Origin of the sequence: Demequina ureilytica, from assembly GCF_048553575.1 — a bacterium.
Lineage (GTDB): Bacteria > Actinomycetota > Actinomycetes > Actinomycetales > Demequinaceae > Demequina.
In genome coordinates this window covers 875,336-891,924 of sequence record NZ_JBLZIE010000001.1, presented here as the reverse complement: position 1 = coordinate 891,924, position 16,589 = coordinate 875,336, and the positions used below count along the sequence as shown (strand labels likewise).

Here is a 16,589-nt window from a genome sequence, read left to right as displayed (position 1 = left end):
GATGTTCAAGATTGCGCTCAAGTCCGTTCGGCACAACCCCAAGCGGCTCATCCTCACGGCTATCGCGGTAGCACTGGGCGTCTCGCTCGTCGCCGCATCGCACACCTTCACCAACGCGTTGTCGTCGGGCTTCTCCGGGCTGTTCTCAGACATCTACGCCGGCACCGACGTGATCGTCGAGGAAGACCCCGATGAAGCCGAGTCGGGGGGCGGCGACCCGTTCGCCGCCACCGAAGGCGTATTCGCCGACGGGGACGTCGAGGCCATCGCCGCCGTCGAGGGAGTGGACGTCGCGATGGGCGGCATCCAGGTCCCCGGCGCCGTGCTTCCCCCCGACACGGGCGAGCCCGCCGCTGACCCGTTCACCGGCGGTGGCGCTCCCAGCCAGCTGTTCAACTGGACCGGCATCCCCGAGATCGACCAGTCGACCCTCGTCGACGGCCGCGGCCCCGAGTCGAACGGCGAGCTGGTGCTCGACATCGACTCCGCGCCCCGGCTCGGATACGACATCGGCGACACCGTGCGTATCGCCACCGACGATGGCGTGACCGAGTTCGATCTCGTGGGCACCGTGAGATTCGGCGAATCCAACAGCCTGCAGGGCGCCACGCTGGCCTTCATGACCGGCGACGACGCTCACACCCTCGCGAACGATCCGAACTTCCAGCAGGTGAGCGTGCTCGTCACGGAGGACGCAGACGCGGATGCGGTGGTCGACCGCGTGTCGGAGGTGATCCCCGACGGGACCCGCGCCATCACCGGAGAGGACAAGGCCGCGGAGGAGACCGCGGCTCTCGATGACGTCCTGCAGTACGTCGACATCTTCGCCATCGCCTTCGCACTGATCTCACTGTTCGTGGGCGCCTACATCATCGTCAACACGTTCCGCATCATCGTCACCCAGCGCACGCGAGAGTTCGGGCTCATGCGGGCGATCGGCGTGACGGGTCGCCAGGTCAGGTCCATGATCCTGCTCGAGGCCCTCGTGGTGGCGATCATCGCCTCCACGATCGGCATCGTCACGGGCTACCTGCTCGCGCTCGCCGCAGCGTGGCTGGTCAGCCTGTTCGCCGGCGACATCTTCGGGTCGCTCACGCTGCCGCTCGACGCGGTGCTGTGGGCATACGCGCTCGGCACGCTGGTCACGCTGATCTCCGCCCTACTCCCCGCCATCACGGCGTCACGCATCTCCCCCATGGAGGCGCTGCGCGAATCGGCCACCGGCGGCAAGAAGCCGCTCAAGGTTCGCAACATCGTCGGCGCCGCGATGGCCCTGGTGGGAGCGATCGCGATCGGCACCGGACTGTTCGCGGGACTCGACCGTCCCTACATCTACGTAGGCGTCGGCGCCGTGCTGCTGGTGCTGGGGGCGACCCTGCTCGCGGCCCAGGTGCTGGTGCCGATGGCGTACGGCCTGCGCAGCCTGCTCACACGGATGTTCGGGGTGGACGGCAAGCTCGCCGCGAACAACATCCGGCGCGAGCCGCGGCGCAGTGCGAACACCGCAGCCGCTCTGATGATCGGCGTCATGCTGCTCGCCCTCGTGGCCACGTTCACCGAGTCGCTCAAGTCGGTGGTGACCGAGCAGTTCGCGCAGACCCAGGCCGACTTCTTCGTCTTCTCGACTCAGGGTGCGATTCCGCCTGGCGCGCTCGACGTGCTGACAGAGGTGGACGGGGTCGAGATCGTCAACGGCATCGGATACGACTCGGCGCAGGTCGACGGCAGCAGCCGCACGGTCCAGTCCGTGGACCCGGCGACGATCGAGGACGCGTTCGACTACGACACCGAGCCCGAGATCGCTCAGCTCGACGGCGGCGCCTTCATCGACTCCGCCATTCAGGATCTGGGGTACGAGGTCGGAGACGACATCACGATCGAGGGGCCGGAGGGCTCCGTCACGCTCGAGGTAACCGGCCGGTACCTGCTCGATGGCGACTCCAACTTCGTGATCGACGAGGCCACAGCGGCCGAGCTGTTCGGCGAGCCGACCATCGTGCAGGCCCTGGTGGTGCTCGAGGACGGCATGGAGGTGGAAGAGGCGCAGACGGCGCTTCAGGACGCCCTGGCGGAGGACTACCCGCTGGTGACGCTGCAGCAGCCCGGGCAGCTCGAGCAGTTCGCCAACCAGTTCATCGATCTGCTGCTGGGCGTGATCTCGGCACTGCTCGGCAGCGCGCTGGTGATCGCGATCCTGGGCGTGGCCAACACGCTGCTGCTATCGGTCACGGAACGCACGCGAGAGATCGGGCTGCTCCGAGCAGTCGGCCTCAAGCGCAGCTCGGTGTGGCGCATGATCACCGTGGAGTCCATGGTGATGGCCGTGTTCGGCACCGTCCTGGGCATGATTCTGGGCGTGTCGCTCGGTTCGGCCCTGGTGCTCGCCCTCGAGGACTTCGGGTTCAGCGGCGTCACGATTCCGTGGGTCTGGCTCGTGATCTACACGGTCCTGGCCGCGGTCGCCGGTGTCGTAGCGGCACTATGGCCCGCGTGGCGGGCGTCGCGGCTCGACATCCTCAAGGCGATCGCCACCGACGGTTAGCGAACCGGGCACACCAGCCAAGCGGCCGATGCGCACTCAGGTGAGTGCGCATCGGCCGCTTGGTCTGTGCGGGCGTGCCGGCGTGGGCTAGAGGCTCACGCCGAGCAGCACCGGCTCAGGGGCCAGCGCGACGCCGAACCGCTCGCTCACGCCATCCCGGATCGTGCGCGCAAGAGCCGCGAGGTCCGCGGCGGTGGCCCCGCCCTGGTTGGTGAGCGCGAGCGTGTGCTTGGTCGACAGCGCTGCTGCAGAACCGTCGAGGCGGTACCCGCGGCTGAAGCCGGCCTGCTCGATGAGCCACGCGGCCGAGGTCTTGACCAGGCCGTCGCCGGCCTCGAATCGTGGAGCCGCGCTGGGCAGGCCCGCCGCCGCATCGGCCGTCAGCACCGGGTTCGTGAAGAACGATCCCGCGCTCCACGTGTCGCGGTCGCCGGCATCGAGCACCATCCCCTTGGCACCGCGCACCTGCAGCACCGCCTCGCGGACGTCCGCGATGGGCGCGCGGCCCCCCACCTCGATCCCGAGTGCGCCGGCGAGCTGCGCGTACCGAATCGGGCCGGAGCGGGTCCCTTGGCGCATCTGGAACGTGACGTCGAGCACGACGTAGCGGGGCGTCGGCTGCCACACGCCCGCATCGGGGGCGGCTCCGCGCATCGACCTCTTGAGCACGGAGTCGCGGTATCCGAATCCGCAGTCGACCCTCGGCAGCGAACGGACCCGCTCCTCGAGCCGGTCCCACACGCGCACGATGGCGATGACGTCCGCGACCTCGGCTCCGTAGGCGCCCACGTTCTGCACCGGGGTGGCGCCAGTGGAGCCCGGGATGCCGGACAGCGCCTCGATGCCGACCCACCCTTCGTCGACCGCACGCTGCACGACGTCGTCCCACGGGACACCTGCCGTCACCGTGACGGACACTCCCCCGCACATCCCGTCGTCCTGGACCGAGATGTCCGTGCGACCGTCGCGCACCACGGCACCCGGGAAGCCGTCGTCAGCCGCGAGCAGGTTCGATCCGCCGCCGAGCACGAGCAGCGGCTCACCGGCACGGTCGGCATCGACACATGCGTCGATCAGCTCGCGCTCGGTGCGCGCTGAGACGAGCCTGCCCACCGGCCCGCCCACACGCAGGGTCGTGAGCTCAGCCAGAGTGGTCATGGGCCCAGGGTATCTGCGAGTCTCAATGGTCACTCGCCTCGCACCGGGGCGTCGGGGGCGCCCGTCGCGGTCGTCGCGCCGGCGGCGACCGCGGGCCCGTCGGCCTCCTTGTCGGCGGCCGCCAAGCGGCCTGCCCCGACCTTCCGGAGCGCGGCCCTGCGGCTTCCGAACAACCCTCCGTCCTTGCGCACGGCGCGGGCGAGGACGAACGACGCGATCGAGGCCAGGGCCACCACGAGGAGCGCGTTGCTGAGGTCCACGGCCTCGCCGAGGTAGCCGATGAGCGGCGGCACCATCAGGCCTGCCACCGTGGAGAACGATGCGACCGCCGCGACGCGGGCGGCCGCCCTGCCCGGTTCGTCTGCGGCCGCCGAGAAGCCGATGGGGACGCCGAGCGCGGCTCCCACTCCCCACACCGCGGCCGCGACAGGCACCAGCCAGAACACGGGCGTGAACGCGAACAGCAGCAGTCCGGACACCACCGCGATGGCGCTCGCGCGCAGCGCCACCACACGGCCCAGGCGCGCGATGATGGGAGCGCCGAACCAACGCACCGTCACCATCGCGACCACGAACACCCAGTACATGAGGTCGCCCACCGCCTCGGGCCTGCCGAAGTCGTCGACGATCGCGAGCGACATCCACTGCGCTGCCGACATCTCCGTCATCGAGGCCGCGAACAGAATCACTCCGATCAGGAGCACGCGCCGATCACGGTACTCGGCGCGGGCCGTCGCGAAGGGCCCGCCCAGCGACACCTCGCCGGTGTGGGGAGCGGGCCTGCCGTCCATGGTCGCGGCCGGGATGATGGCGAGGCGGACCGACGTGAGGACGGCTGCTACGGCGATGAAGTGCCACACCGGCGCGACACCGAGGTGCGACACCAGCGCCCCGAGGCCCAGCGCGCCGGCCATGCCGACAGAGAACGCCGCGTGGAACTGCGGCATCACCGCCCGGCCCATGCGGCGCTCGACCTCGGCCGCCTCCGCGTTCATCGCAACGTTCGTGAACGCGAACGAGAACGACACCAGGAAGTGCCCGATCGCGAACAGCGGTGGGGACGCCACGAGCGTCGACAGCGCCACCAGCGAGAAGGCGCCCAGGTGCATGAAGCTGGACCACCACAGCAGCGCCCGGGTGCCGAACTTGGCCGCCGACCACCCCGTCACGAGCAGCCCCGCGAGGGCACCGAAGGCGCCGAATACGATGAGGTTGGCCAGTCCCGAGACGCTGACGTCCAGCAGGTCGCGGATCGAGGGCACACGCGACAGGAACGTAGACAGCATCGCGCCCATGATGGCGAACAGCCCGAGCACGGCGAAGCGTGCGGTTCGCACGCGAGCGGGCTCGGGGCTCGTCGTGGGCGCGTGGGCGAAGGTGATGGCCATGAGGTCCTGTCTGCGATCGGCGCGGGGCGCCGGGTTGCCGTCATCGGCACAGCGCCATCGTCAGCACAGTGCCGTCGTCGGAGCGGCGCCGCGGTCGGCACAGTGCCGTGGTCGGCGCGGTACGGGCACCGCGTTCAGCGCAATGCCCACGCACCTATTGTGCGACTACCCTGGGGCGAGCGCAAAAAGCAACCGAGGAGCGACGTGGCCGCAAGAAGACGACCCACCATGGCCGACGTGGCCGCCAAGGCGAGTGTCTCGTTGTCGACCGTGTCCCTCGCGTACTCCGGAGCGGGCCCCATCTCCCCCGAGATGAAGGCGCGCGTCGAGAGAGCTGCGGAGGACCTCGGCTACGCAGGCCCCTCGGCCCAGGCCCGAGCACTGCGATCCGGTCGCACCCACGTGGTGGGGGTCGTCATCCACGATGCGTTCACTCTCGCCTTCCGCGCACCGTTGATCCTCAACGTCATGGACGGCCTGATCTCCGAGTTGGGCGAGATGGGCCTGGGTGTGCTGCTGCTGCCCACGCCGTCCGCCGAGCAGGGCGACAAGTCACTGCTGGCCACGGCGCCGATGGACGCGGCCGTGGTGTTCCGCGTGCGCGACCACGATGACCCCGCGCTCGAGCTGCTGCGCAAGCGCGCGGTGCCGTTCGTGGTCATGGACGGCGACGCTCCTCCGGGGGCGGGACAGGTATCGATCGACGACAGCAGCGCGACCGTCCAGCTCATCGAGCACCTGCAGTCGCTCGGTCACGAGCGAATCGGCACGATCACCCTTCCCCACGGACCCGGGCACGAGACCACTCTGCGGCCCCTCGACTACATGCCTCAGTCCGCGTGGACACCCATGCATAACCGGCTCGAGGCCTTCCGGATCGCCGGGGTCGAGCCCTGCGTGGTCGTCGAGGCGCGCGAGTCGATGGTGGCAGAGGGCATCGCGGCGGGTCACCTCGCGCTCACGCACGAGTCGCGCCCGACCGCCATCGTCGCGCAATCCGACATTCTCGCCGCTGGTGCGGTGATCGCGGCCCGCGAACTGGATCTGAAGGTCCCGCACGACGTCTCGATCACCGGCTTCGACGGCATCGACCTGCCGTGGCTGGCCCCGCTCGAGCTGACGACCGTGATTCAGGATGGCGTCGAGAAGGGCAGGGCGATGGCCGGCGAGGTCAAGGAGCTGCTGGCCGGGGAGACCCCGTCACAGATCTGGATGCCCCTCGAGCTCAGCATCGGCACGTCGACCGCGCCGGTCAACCCCGAGCGCTGATCAGCCTCAGGCGCCGCTGAGGGTCACGTGCAGTCGACGATCGCCTGTGCCTTGCCCAGCACCTTGACGTCGCCATGCTGGACCGTGAGGTCCACGCGCGCCGTGCGTCGCTCCTCGTCGAGCGCGCCGATTCGGGCGGTCACCGAGACGGTCGCCTGACCGGGGTTGGGCACCGGAACCGGCCTCGTGAAGCGCACCTGGTAGTCGGCGACGTTGCCCGCCCCCGCCCATTCCTCGACGACGGATGCTGCGGCGCCCATGGTCAGCATTCCGTGCGCGATCACGCCGGGCAGCCCCACCTCCTGGGCGAAGACATCGTTGTAGTGGATCGGGTTGAAGTCGCCGGAGGCTCCCGCGTAGCGCACCAACGAGGCGCGAGTGACGGCGAGCTCGCGCTCGGCGACCACCTGTCCCACCTCTAGCCCCGCGAAGCTCGGGCTCGTCGACTCGGTCACTGTGCCTCCCCCGCCGGCTCTGCCTCGTCCGCCGACTCTGTCTCCCTCACCGCGAGGGTGCTGAGCACGGTCGACACCGGGGCACCGTCCTCATCGGCCAGCTCCGCTCGAGTGGTGACCATGGAGATCCCCGCGCGCTGCTTGATGGACTCGATGTGAACCGTCGTCATGATCACGTCCCCCGCCACGAGAGGACGCACGTGGGTGAAACGCTCCTCGGCGTGCACCACGCGCGAGAAGTCCACGCCCACCTCGGGGTCGGCGACCACGTGGAACTCCGCCTGCTGCGCGATCACCACGGCGAACGTGGTGGGCGCGACGAGATCCGGGTAACCCTCGGCCCGCGCGACCGCGACATCGCGGTGCGCACCCGAGTAGGCGTCGACCGCATCGGCGAACTCGCGAATCTTGACCCGCGTCACCTCGTAGGGCTCGAACGGACCGTACGTGCGGCCCACTGCTTCGCTGTTCACTGGCACGATTCCACCCTAGCGAACCAGCGCGTCATCGGCCGGACTCAGCCCACCAGCGTCGTGATAGGCCCCAGCGCGAAGTACAGCACGAACGCCGCGGCGGCACCCCACATGAGCGGGTGAACCTTGCGCGCCCCTCCGGAGGCGACCTGCAGCACCACGTAGGAGATGAATCCCACGCCGATGCCTACCGAGATCGAATAGCCGAACGGCATCAGGATGAAGGTCAGGAAGGCAGGGATCGCGATCCGGTAGTCCTTCCAGTCGATGCCCGCGACCTGCGACACCATCAGGAAGCCCACCACGACGAGCACGGGCGTTGCGGCCTCGAAGGGCACCAGTGCGTACAGCGGCGTCAGGAAGGTCGACAGCAGGAATGCGACGCCCGTGACCACGGAGGCCAGGCCGGTGCGCGCGCCGTCTCCGACGCCCGCAGCGGATTCGATGTACGAGGTGTTCGAGGACACCGATCCCAAGCCACCTGCCGCGGCGCCCACGGAGTCGACGATCAGGATCTGCTGGGTGCGCGGGGGGTTGCCGTCCTTGTCGTTGAGCCCCGCCTCGGCACCGACGGCGGTCATCGTGCCCATCGTGTCGAAGAAGTCCGCGATGAGCAGCGAGAAGACCAGCAGCAGGGCGGTGAGCACCGGCAGGGACGTGAAGCCCCCGAACAGGTCCACCTGGCCGATGAGCGAGAAGTCCGGCAGGGACACGACACTGTCCGGCAGCGCGGGAACCACCAGCGCCCAGCCGTCGGCGTTGTCCTCGGACGACCCGAGCGACATGGTCGCCTCGAGGATCACGGCCAGCACGGTCGCGGCGGCGATCGAGATGAGCAGCGCTCCGCGCACCTTCTTGACCATCAGCACGATTGCGGTGAAGAGCCCCACCACGAACACGACCATGGGCCACGTCGAGATGTAGCCGCCGTCGCCGAACTGGGTGGGAGTGCCCGCGCCGGTGCGCACGATTCCCGCGTCATACAGTCCGATGAAGGCGAGGAAGAGCCCGATCCCCACCGCGATGGCCTGCTTCAGGAAGGTCGGCACGGCCGCGAACACGGCCTTGCGGAAGTTGGTCATGACGAGGATGAGAATCACCACGCCCTCGATGACGACGAATCCCATGGCCTCCGGCCACGTCATGCCCGAGCGGGACGCGATGCCGTACGCCACGAACGCGTTGAGGCCGAGCCCTGCCGCCATCGCCAGCGGGAACCGCGCCCACACGCCCATCATGATCGACAGCAGACCGGCCACCAGTGCCGTGGCCGCCGCGACCATCGCGAGGTTGGGCTCACTGCCGCCGCCAAGGAAGCTGCCCTCGCCGTCGGCGACGGTGCCGATGATCAGCGGGTTCAGCACCACGATGTACGCCATCGTGAAGAACGTCGTGAAACCGCCCCGGATCTCCTGGGCGAGGGTGGAACCCCGCGCGGTGATCTCGAAATAGGAGTCGAGGCGTCCGGTCACGCCGGTGCGCTGGCTGGTGGTGGTCACGTGTCCCTCTCGTGCGCACGGGTGCGCGTGTCGTCCATCTGGCGGAGCCGCTGGTGGCACCGCGTGTCCGTCCTCCGTCGATGCGCCGCGGCGCTTGCGCGCGGCACGCGATGCGCGAGTGCGGCACGAGGTTTGGACGGGGATACCCTAGCGCTCGCTGACAGCCCGCGGGTCACCGCGTCGCGTACGTCACCACCAGCGCGCGGTGATCCGCGCCGTCCACCGATACGGTGCGCACGTCCACGGCGTTAAGCGGCGCATCCCGCACCATCACGTGGTCGATGGCAGCAACGGGGTGCGGCCCACGTTCTTGAGGAAATGTCGGTAGGAAGCCGGCGCCCGCCTGGTCTGCTGCGTCGACGTACCCCAGCGACTCGATGTCGCGGAAGGCTCGATGATCCCGAGTGGTGTTGAAGTCACCGATGACCAGCATTGGGTCACTCTGGGCCTCCAGATAGGCAGTGAGGCTGCTCATGCTCGCGTCCCAACCCGAGTGGTCGAACAGGCCTGGTGCGGCGGGGTGGACGGCCAGGACGGTCACCGCCCCTCCTGCGATGTCGATCTCTCCGCGCACGGCACGCGACACATATCCGTCACGCGAGTGGGGCCCGGTGAATCCGTCGAGCGACTCGGCGGCGATCAACGGGGACCTGGACCACAGTCCCGTTCCCGTGACTCCCGGTTCGGCCGCGACCTCGGAATATGGCAGGAGCTCATCCAGGCCCGCGGCGGCAAGGGCCTCCACCGCTTCCGGGGTGACCTCTTGGGCTGACAGCACGTCGACGTTGACGTCGTCCACCAGCCGCACGACATCGTCGGCACTCGCGCGCCCAAAGCTCATGTTGACGCTCGCGACAATGATCTCTTCGTCGCCCGCGGGCGCGGTCTCCCCGACGAAGAGCGGGACCTGCCACGCAACGCACAATGCCGCCACCACGGCAGATGTGGCCGTCAGCCAAGGCGCCCTCGCCAGCACAGACAGCAGCACAGTGAGCAGAGCCGCGAGCGTCACCCACGGCATCAGCGCCACCACGATCGCGAGCGGGCCCGGCTCCCATCCGAGCAGCCGTGTCGCGACGGGCACGGCCACGCCGGCGAGCGCGACGGCCGCCAGCGCCCGCATCGGGCGTCTGAGGCGGGAGGGGCGCGGTGCAGCGTCAGTGGCGTTGCCGCCGCTCGTCGTCATGAGCGAAGTGTCTCGTACGGGCCCTTGGCGACCGCTCAAGCCGCGCCGCCGAGATTGCCCGGCCCGCGCATCGGCCGTATTCCGCCCTGCCCGGAAACGACGAACGCCCGCACCCTCGCGAGAGGGAACGGGCGTTCGGAGAAGACTGTTGCTTAGCGCGTCTCGCGGTGCGGGTTGTGCTTGCCGCACTTCCGGCAGAACTTCGAGAGCTCCACACGGTCGGGGTTGTTGCGACGGTTCTTGCGCGTGATGTAGTTCCGGTTTTTGCACTCGGTGCACGCGAGGGTGATCTTCGGGCGAACGTCGTTCTTTGCCATGTGGGTTTGCTCCCAGCCTTGTGATGACGCGCCTGGCAGGCACGGTGACAGACGGTACGTCTGTCTCGTAGCGAGGGCGGGACTCGAACCCGCGACCCCACGATTATGAGTCGTGTGCTCTAACCACCTGAGCTACCCCGCCGCGAGAATCGCTCGACCATCACCCCTCGCAGAAGGGGAGATGGTCGAGCACTTCTCAGAGCCCCGACAGGGAATCGAACCCTGGACCTTTTCCTTACCATGGAAACGCTCTACCGACTGAGCTATCGGGGCAAGCCGGTCAAGAATACACGCCGCGACGAGTGCTTGTGAAATCGGCCGAAGAGCCGGTGTCGGCGAGCGCGGATACTGTGAACGACGTGACTCTACAGCTCGGCGCGGCGCAGGCGCGACGCATCTTTCTCGACGCCCAGTCGCTGGCTCGCAGCCGCCCCGCGCGGCGTGCGCGAGCCGCCGACTTCGACACCTACCTGCGGCGTCAGGGCGTGCTCCAGCTCGACACCGTGAACGTGCTCGCCCGCGCCCACTACCTGCCTCTGTATTCGCGGCTGGGCCCGTACACCCCCGCGGACCTGGACTCGTTCCTGTGGGGCGACGAGCGCGGCCACTCGGAGCACGCGTTCGAGCATTGGGGCCACGAGGCCTCGGTGATGCCGCGCGAGCTGCTGCCGATGCTGCATCACCGCATGGTGGGCGCCTCGAACTGGAAGGCGCGCACCGTCGCGCAGCTCGAGGCGGAGCGGCCCGGCCTGCTCGCCGCGGTGCGGGCAGCCGTCGAGCGCGACGGCCCCCTGACTGCAGGACAGCTGGAACACCTGGCGCCCGCCGTGGGTCCGCGAGGCTCGTGGTGGGATCACGGGCACGTCAAGGCTGCGCTCGAGCATCTGTTCATCACCGGCCGCGTCGCGGCATCGCGCGGGCGACACTTCTCGCGGACGTACGACTCCGCAGCGCGAGCGTGGGGAGTCGAGGCGGCCGATGCCGGGGTGTGGGGCGTGCCTGCCGGGCAGGCGCGGCAGGCACTGTTCGATCGCGCGCTCTCCGCCACCGGCGTGGGCACGGTGCGGGATCTGTGCGACCACTTTCGCCTGCCGTATGCACCCGGCTCCCGCGCCCCTGACGTCGCGGGCGGACAGGCGTGGGCCGCATCGGCCGTCGAGCGGGGACTTGCCGAGTGGGCGCAGGTCGAGGGCTGGGAGGATCCCGCGCTGATCGCGGTGGACGCGGGCCACTCGACGCCGCCTGGGCACCGCGCCGCTCGCGACCCCGGCCGCGCCACCGGCAGGGCGCTGCTCAGCCCCTTCGATCCCGTGTGCTGGTACCGGCCGCGCCTGCTGCGGATGTTCGGCGTCGACTACCGGATCGAGATCTACACGCCCGCGCACAAGCGAGTGTTCGGCTACTACTCGCTGCCGCTGCTGCTCGGCGATCGCATTGTCGCTCGCCTGGATCTCAAGGCCGATCGCAAGGCGCGGATGCTCCTGGTCCAGGCGGCGTGGCGCGAGCCCGGGCGCGCTCCCGGCGCTCGCCGCGTGGTCCCCGAGACCGTCGCTCGCGCGGCAATGGCGGAGCTGGACTCAATGACCGCATGGCTTGGCCTCGACGGATGGAGTGTCGCGCCGCGCGGCGACCTCGCACCCGCGCTCGCACATCGCTGACCGGCTGGCGGGGGCCAGCCGCAGCGAAGGGCGATTCGTGCACCGCGAGGCGGCCACCAGCCACGACACCGATCGTCGGGTTAGTGTGTCGAGTATTCGCTGCGGTGCGCCCCTCGCACTCACTGCCCCGATGAAAGGTCCCCCATGACGAGCACGTCCCCCACCCCGTCCGCTCGAGCGAGCAGCCGGCTCAACGCCCGCGTCATCGCCATTAGCGTCGGAGCCGCCCTCGGCGGGTTCCTCTTCGGCTTCGACTCGTCCGTGATCAACGGAGCCGTCGAGTCGATCGAGGGAGAGTTCGACCTCTCTGCCGCGTTCACCGGCTTCGCCGTCGCGTCGGCGCTGCTGGGATGCGCGGTAGGCGCGTGGTTCGCCGGCACGATCGCGAACAAGTACGGGCGCATCCGCGTGATGCTGCTCGCCGCGACGTTCTTCTTCATCTCCGCCATCGGCTCCGGCCTGGCGATGGGCATCTGGGACCTGATCCTGTGGCGAGTGCTCGGTGGGCTCGCGGTCGGCGCCGCCTCTGTCATCGCACCGGCCTACATCGCCGAGGTCTCTCCCGCGAAGTTCCGCGGCAGGCTCGGCTCGCTCCAGCAGCTCGCGATCGTGACCGGCATCTTTGCGGCGCTGCTCACCGGCCAGTTGTTCGCGGACGCCGCCGGCGGGGCCTCCGAGACCCTGTGGTTCGGCGTCGAGGCTTGGCGCCTGATGTTCATGGCCGAGGCAATCCCCGCGGTGATCTACGGCATCGCCGCGCTGCGACTTCCCGAATCCCCTCGCTACCTCGTGGGTCAGAGCAAGGACGACGAGGCGGCCGAGGTGCTGCGCCTGTTCACCGGGGTGCAGGACGTGGACACCAAGATCAAGGAGATCGAGGAGTCGCTGCACCGCGAGGAGAAGCAGTCGCTACGAGACCTGCGCGGCCATGCCCTGGGCCTCAAGCCCATCGTGTGGACCGGCATCCTGCTGTCCGTGTTCCAGCAGTTCGTGGGCATCAACGTGATTTTCTACTACTCCAACACGCTGTGGCAGTCCGTGGGATTCGACGAGTCCGAGGCCTTCCTCACGTCGACCATCACCTCAGTGACGAATATCGTGGTGACGATCGTGGCCATCCTGCTGGTCGACAAAATCGGCCGCCGGCTGCTGCTGTTGATCGGCTCGTCGGGTATGACCCTGTCGCTGGGCCTCATGGCGGTGGCGTTCACGCAGGCCATCACAGATGACGCCGGCGAGGTCACCGACTTCGAGGGCTCCTGGGGCGCCGTCGCAGTGGTGGGCGCCAACGCGTTCGTGGTGTTCTTCGGAGCCACCTGGGGACCTGTGGTGTGGGTGCTACTAGGCGAGATGTTCCCCAACCGGATCCGCGCATCGGCGCTCGCCGTCGCCGCCGCCGCGCAGTGGATCGCCAACTGGGCCATCACCGTGAGCTTCCCGTCGTTCGCGTCGATCGGCCTCACGTTCGCCTACGGCTTCTACACCTCGATGGCGCTGCTGTCGCTGCTGTTCGTGTACTTCCGCGTGCCCGAGACCAAGGGCATGGAGCTCGAGGACATGGGCGCGGACGTACGCGTCAGGCGCGGGAAGTTCGTGACCGACTCTGGCGAGAAGATCTGACCCACCCGTTCCTGTCCGGCACTCATTGACGCTTACGGGCTGTCGCAGGCTCCTGTCCGGCACGTCGCGACAACTAGTGCCGGACAGGACGCCGCGAGGCGCCCCAGGCGACCACCAGTGCCGGACAGGAGTGGGCGGGGCGGATACACGAAAGGCCCGGCTCTCGCCGGGCCTCGCGTGGCAGGTGAGGGATTCGAACCCACGTAGTCGATGACGGCTGATTTACAGTCAGCTCCCTTTGGCCGCTCGGGCAACCTGCCTTTCGCGCGCAAGTCCGAACCGAACCTGGCGCGCATGGAAGGATAGCAATAGAACGGACCCGCGCGCGAACCCGTGCGACGGCCCGGCCCGTGACCGCACCGGGGCCATCGGCGCCCCAGACTCGAGGAGGATCCATGGCAGGCGACAGCAGCTTCGACGTCGTGAGCAAGATCGACCGTCAAGAGGTCGACAACGCGCTCAACCAGGCGCACAAGGAGATTAGCCAGCGCTACGACTTCCGCGGCGTCGGCGCATCGATCGAGTTCTCTGGCGACGCGATCCTGATGAAGGCGAACTCCGAGGAGCGCGTGAAGGCGGTGCTCGACGTGCTGATCGCGAAGCTCGCCAAGCGCGGCATCTCGATGAAGTCCCTCGACTACGGCGACCCGGTCCCCTCCGGCAAGGAGTTCCGCCTGGTCGCGGACCTCAAGGAGGGCATCACTCAGGAGACGGCGAAGAAGCTCGGCAAGCTGCTCCGCGAGGAGGGCCCCAAGACTGTGAAGTCACAGATCCAGGGCGACGAGATGCGCGTGCAGTCAAAGTCCCGCGACGATCTTCAGGCGGCCATCCAACTCCTGAAGGGCGCCGACGTCGACGTGGACCTGCAGTTCGTCAACTTCCGCTGAGCGCCCTGACCGCGGAGGGCGACTGCTGGTGCAGCATCATCCGCCAGCCCTCTGACGAGCGCACATAGGTGCTCGCCAGCATCGCCTCGAAGGGCGGCTCCTCGACCCGGCGCGCGCGCACACGGTAGGCCACCACGGCCAGCCCTTCGCCGAGGTCGTGGACGGTGACGTCCTCCAACTCGTAGTCCTGCCATCGGCGGGACTCGGCCATGCCGTCGATCGCATCGTCGCGCTCCATGACCCCGAAGGGGAACACCATCACGGCCTCGTCCGCGAGGACGTCGTCGTAGAACTCGCGGGCGTGACCGTTCGTCAAGGACTCCCAGCCGTGCCGCTCCAGCGCGACCAGCTGTTCCTGCTCCTGCGTGTCCATCTCCCTACCTCCTGCTCTCGATGCCCTCGGTGAGCTTCGCCACCGCATAGCCCCAGGCCTGCGAGACCTTCGGGTTGGGTGGCACCGATACCTCGTCGGGGTTCGTGATCACGTCCAGCAGCACGGGGCCTTCCTGAGCGAACGCCCATTCCAGTGCGCCGTCCAACTCCTGGGGCCGCTCCACCCGCCGTGAGACCAGACCCATGGCTCCCGCCACCGCAGCCAGATCCGGGTTGTCCAGGTCCGTCATGGCGGCCGGCAGCCCACCCTCCTGCTGCTCAAGCTGCACCATGCCCAGCGAGGCGTTGTCGAAGACCACGACGACCACCGGGAGCCGGTGGGTGACGGCGGTACGCAGGTCGCCGAGCAGCATCATCAGCCCGCCGTCGCCGCTCATCGACACCACGGGGCGCGAACGGTCAAGCGCCTGGGCACCGAGCGCCTGAGGCAGCGCGTTCGCCATCGAGCCGAGGTTGAACGAGCCGAGCAACTCTCGACCGGCACGCATCTCGACGAACCGTGAGAGCCACACCGTCGACATCCCGGTGTCCACGGTGAAAACGGCGTCGTCCGGCGCGCGACGGTCCACCGCCGCTGCCAGCGCCTCGGGACGGATGCGGTCGTCGGGGTTGTCGAACACCGAACGCACCTTGGCGACCACGCCAGAGTCCTCGTAGTCGGGATCCGACACCGAGAGCTGACGCTCACACCACGACCCGTACGTGTCCAAAGCCTTGTCGAGGTGCGCCGACTCGCTGTGCGCGGACAGCCGCGGCAGCAGCGCTCTGAGAGCGTCGCCGGAGTCGCCCACGACGGGAACGTCGACGCTCACGCGACGGCCCACGTGAGACGCTGCACGGTCGATCTGCACCACGGTCGCGTCCGTGGGGTAGAAGTCGCGGTATGGGAAGTCCGTCCCGACCATCAGCAGCACGTCGCAGTCCGTGAGCGCATCGGCCGCACCTGGGTTGCCGAGCAGTCCGGCCTGGCCCACACCGTATGGGTTGTCGCCGTCGAAGCCCGTCTTCCCCTTCAAGGTGACAACCATGGGAGCCTTCAGGCGCTCGGCCACCGCGAGGGTCTCGTCCCGCGCGTGCTCGGCGCCGCGACCCACCAGCATGGTCACGCGCTCGGCGCCGTCCAGCGCGGCGGCGGCTGCGGCGAGCGACTCCTCGGTCGGCTCGGACTTGCGCGGCGGGCGAGCAAAGGTGAGCGCTGGCGCCTCGGCGTCGAGCTCGAGATCACCGACGTCGCCCGGGACGGTGAGCACCGCGACTCCGCGCTGTGCGTAGGCGGCGGTGATCCCCTGGACGAGCATCTGCGGGAGTTGCTCGGGGGAGGTGAGCGTCTCGTTCCACACCGAGACATCGTCGAACACCCGGTCATTGTCGACCTCTTGGAAGTAGTCGGTGCCGATCTCGGCCGTGGGCACCTGGCCGCAGATCGCGAGTACCGGGGCGTGAGACTTCTTGGCGTCATACAAGCCGTTGATCAGGTGCAGCGAGCCGGGGCCGACGGTCCCCATGCACACGCCGATCCGGTCGGTGAGCTGTGCCTGGGCTCCCGCGGCGAACGCCGCAGTCTCCTCGTGTCGCACGCCGATCCACTCGATCTGGTCCTCGGTGCGCATCGCCTCGGTGAAGGGGTTGAGGGCGTCGCCCACCACTCCCCATACCTGCGTGACGCCATGCTCGGCGAGCGCGTGGACGATGGTCTCGGCGATCGTGCGGCTCATCGTGACTCCTCCCGGCGAGGCGGAGCCGC

General features: G+C 68.8%; 14 protein-coding genes and 3 tRNA genes. 5 read left to right on the top strand and 12 right to left on the bottom strand.

What is annotated here, in order from left to right:
- Window position 1 precedes the first annotated feature (1 nt).
- Window positions 2-2,542 (top strand): ABC transporter permease, encoded by a 2,541-nt coding sequence (locus ACNI3K_RS04025; protein ID WP_419390562.1) that lies wholly within the window; start codon window positions 2-4, stop codon window positions 2,540-2,542.
- Between the two features lie 87 nt (window positions 2,543-2,629).
- Here ACNI3K_RS04025 and ACNI3K_RS04020 read toward each other — a convergent pair whose 3' ends face one another.
- Window positions 2,630-3,700, bottom strand: coding sequence for a UDP-N-acetylmuramate dehydrogenase (locus tag ACNI3K_RS04020; protein ID WP_419390561.1), 1,071 nt, complete (start codon window positions 3,698-3,700; stop codon window positions 2,630-2,632).
- A gap of 29 nt (window positions 3,701-3,729) precedes the next feature.
- A complete protein-coding gene (locus ACNI3K_RS04015; protein WP_419390560.1) occupies window positions 3,730-5,088 on the bottom strand; it encodes an MFS transporter in 1,359 nt (452 codons plus the stop codon).
- Between the two features lie 228 nt (window positions 5,089-5,316).
- Between ACNI3K_RS04015 and ACNI3K_RS04010 the strand changes: the two genes are divergently transcribed.
- A complete protein-coding gene (locus ACNI3K_RS04010) occupies window positions 5,317-6,357 on the top strand; it encodes a LacI family DNA-binding transcriptional regulator (RefSeq protein WP_419390559.1) in 1,041 nt (346 codons plus the stop codon).
- A 23-nt stretch (window positions 6,358-6,380) separates the two neighbouring features.
- Here the strand turns inward: ACNI3K_RS04010 and ACNI3K_RS04005 are convergent, their stop codons facing one another.
- The 7 genes from ACNI3K_RS04005 to ACNI3K_RS03975 form a co-directional block, all read right to left on the bottom strand.
- Entirely contained in the window at window positions 6,381-6,812 is a 432-nt protein-coding gene (locus tag ACNI3K_RS04005) for a MaoC family dehydratase (RefSeq protein WP_419390558.1), read from the bottom strand.
- Window positions 6,809-7,291 carry an FAS1-like dehydratase domain-containing protein gene (locus tag ACNI3K_RS04000; protein WP_419390557.1) on the bottom strand — a complete coding sequence of 161 codons (483 nt, stop codon included), beginning with the start codon at window positions 7,289-7,291 and terminating at the stop codon, window positions 6,809-6,811. Before ACNI3K_RS04000 ends, ACNI3K_RS04005 begins: the two co-directional genes overlap by 4 nt.
- A gap of 38 nt (window positions 7,292-7,329) precedes the next feature.
- A complete protein-coding gene (locus ACNI3K_RS03995) occupies window positions 7,330-8,784 on the bottom strand; it encodes an NCS2 family permease (protein WP_419390556.1) in 1,455 nt (484 codons plus the stop codon).
- 172 nt (window positions 8,785-8,956) lie between these two features.
- The gene (locus ACNI3K_RS03990; RefSeq protein ID WP_419390555.1) at window positions 8,957-9,970 is read right to left on the bottom strand and encodes an endonuclease/exonuclease/phosphatase family protein; all 1,014 of its coding nucleotides are present in this window, start codon (window positions 9,968-9,970) and stop codon (window positions 8,957-8,959) included.
- A 152-nt stretch (window positions 9,971-10,122) separates the two neighbouring features.
- Complete coding sequence (gene rpmG / locus ACNI3K_RS03985; RefSeq protein ID WP_419390554.1) at window positions 10,123-10,287, bottom strand: 50S ribosomal protein L33; 165 nt, start codon at window positions 10,285-10,287, stop codon at window positions 10,123-10,125.
- 68 nt (window positions 10,288-10,355) lie between these two features.
- A tRNA-Met gene (locus tag ACNI3K_RS03980) sits at window positions 10,356-10,429 on the bottom strand.
- Window positions 10,430-10,487: 58 nt separating this feature from the next.
- Window positions 10,488-10,560, bottom strand: a tRNA-Thr gene (locus ACNI3K_RS03975).
- A gap of 86 nt (window positions 10,561-10,646) precedes the next feature.
- On the opposite strand from ACNI3K_RS03975, the gene ACNI3K_RS03970 reads away from it, so the two are divergent.
- Both ACNI3K_RS03970 and ACNI3K_RS03965 read left to right on the top strand, forming a co-directional pair.
- On the top strand, window positions 10,647-11,945 hold the full coding sequence (locus ACNI3K_RS03970; RefSeq protein WP_419390553.1) for a winged helix-turn-helix domain-containing protein: 1,299 nt from the start codon (window positions 10,647-10,649) through the stop codon (window positions 11,943-11,945).
- 144 nt (window positions 11,946-12,089) lie between these two features.
- On the top strand, window positions 12,090-13,565 hold the full coding sequence (locus ACNI3K_RS03965; RefSeq protein ID WP_419390552.1) for a sugar porter family MFS transporter: 1,476 nt from the start codon (window positions 12,090-12,092) through the stop codon (window positions 13,563-13,565).
- Window positions 13,566-13,743: 178 nt separating this feature from the next.
- Here ACNI3K_RS03965 and ACNI3K_RS03960 read toward each other — a convergent pair.
- Window positions 13,744-13,825: transfer RNA gene (locus ACNI3K_RS03960), tRNA-Tyr, on the bottom strand.
- 135 nt (window positions 13,826-13,960) lie between these two features.
- Between ACNI3K_RS03960 and ACNI3K_RS03955 the strand changes: the two genes are divergently transcribed.
- Window positions 13,961-14,452 carry a YajQ family cyclic di-GMP-binding protein gene (locus ACNI3K_RS03955; RefSeq protein ID WP_419390551.1) on the top strand — a complete coding sequence of 164 codons (492 nt, stop codon included), beginning with the start codon at window positions 13,961-13,963 and terminating at the stop codon, window positions 14,450-14,452.
- Here ACNI3K_RS03955 and ACNI3K_RS03950 read toward each other — a convergent pair.
- A complete protein-coding gene (locus ACNI3K_RS03950) occupies window positions 14,439-14,825 on the bottom strand; it encodes a nuclear transport factor 2 family protein (RefSeq protein WP_419390550.1) in 387 nt (128 codons plus the stop codon). The two genes, ACNI3K_RS03955 and ACNI3K_RS03950, sit on opposite strands and share 14 nt — an antisense overlap.
- A gap of 4 nt (window positions 14,826-14,829) precedes the next feature.
- Window positions 14,830-16,560 (bottom strand): thiamine pyrophosphate-dependent enzyme, encoded by a 1,731-nt coding sequence (locus ACNI3K_RS03945; protein WP_419390549.1) that lies wholly within the window; start codon window positions 16,558-16,560, stop codon window positions 14,830-14,832.
- Window positions 16,561-16,589 lie beyond the last annotated feature (29 nt).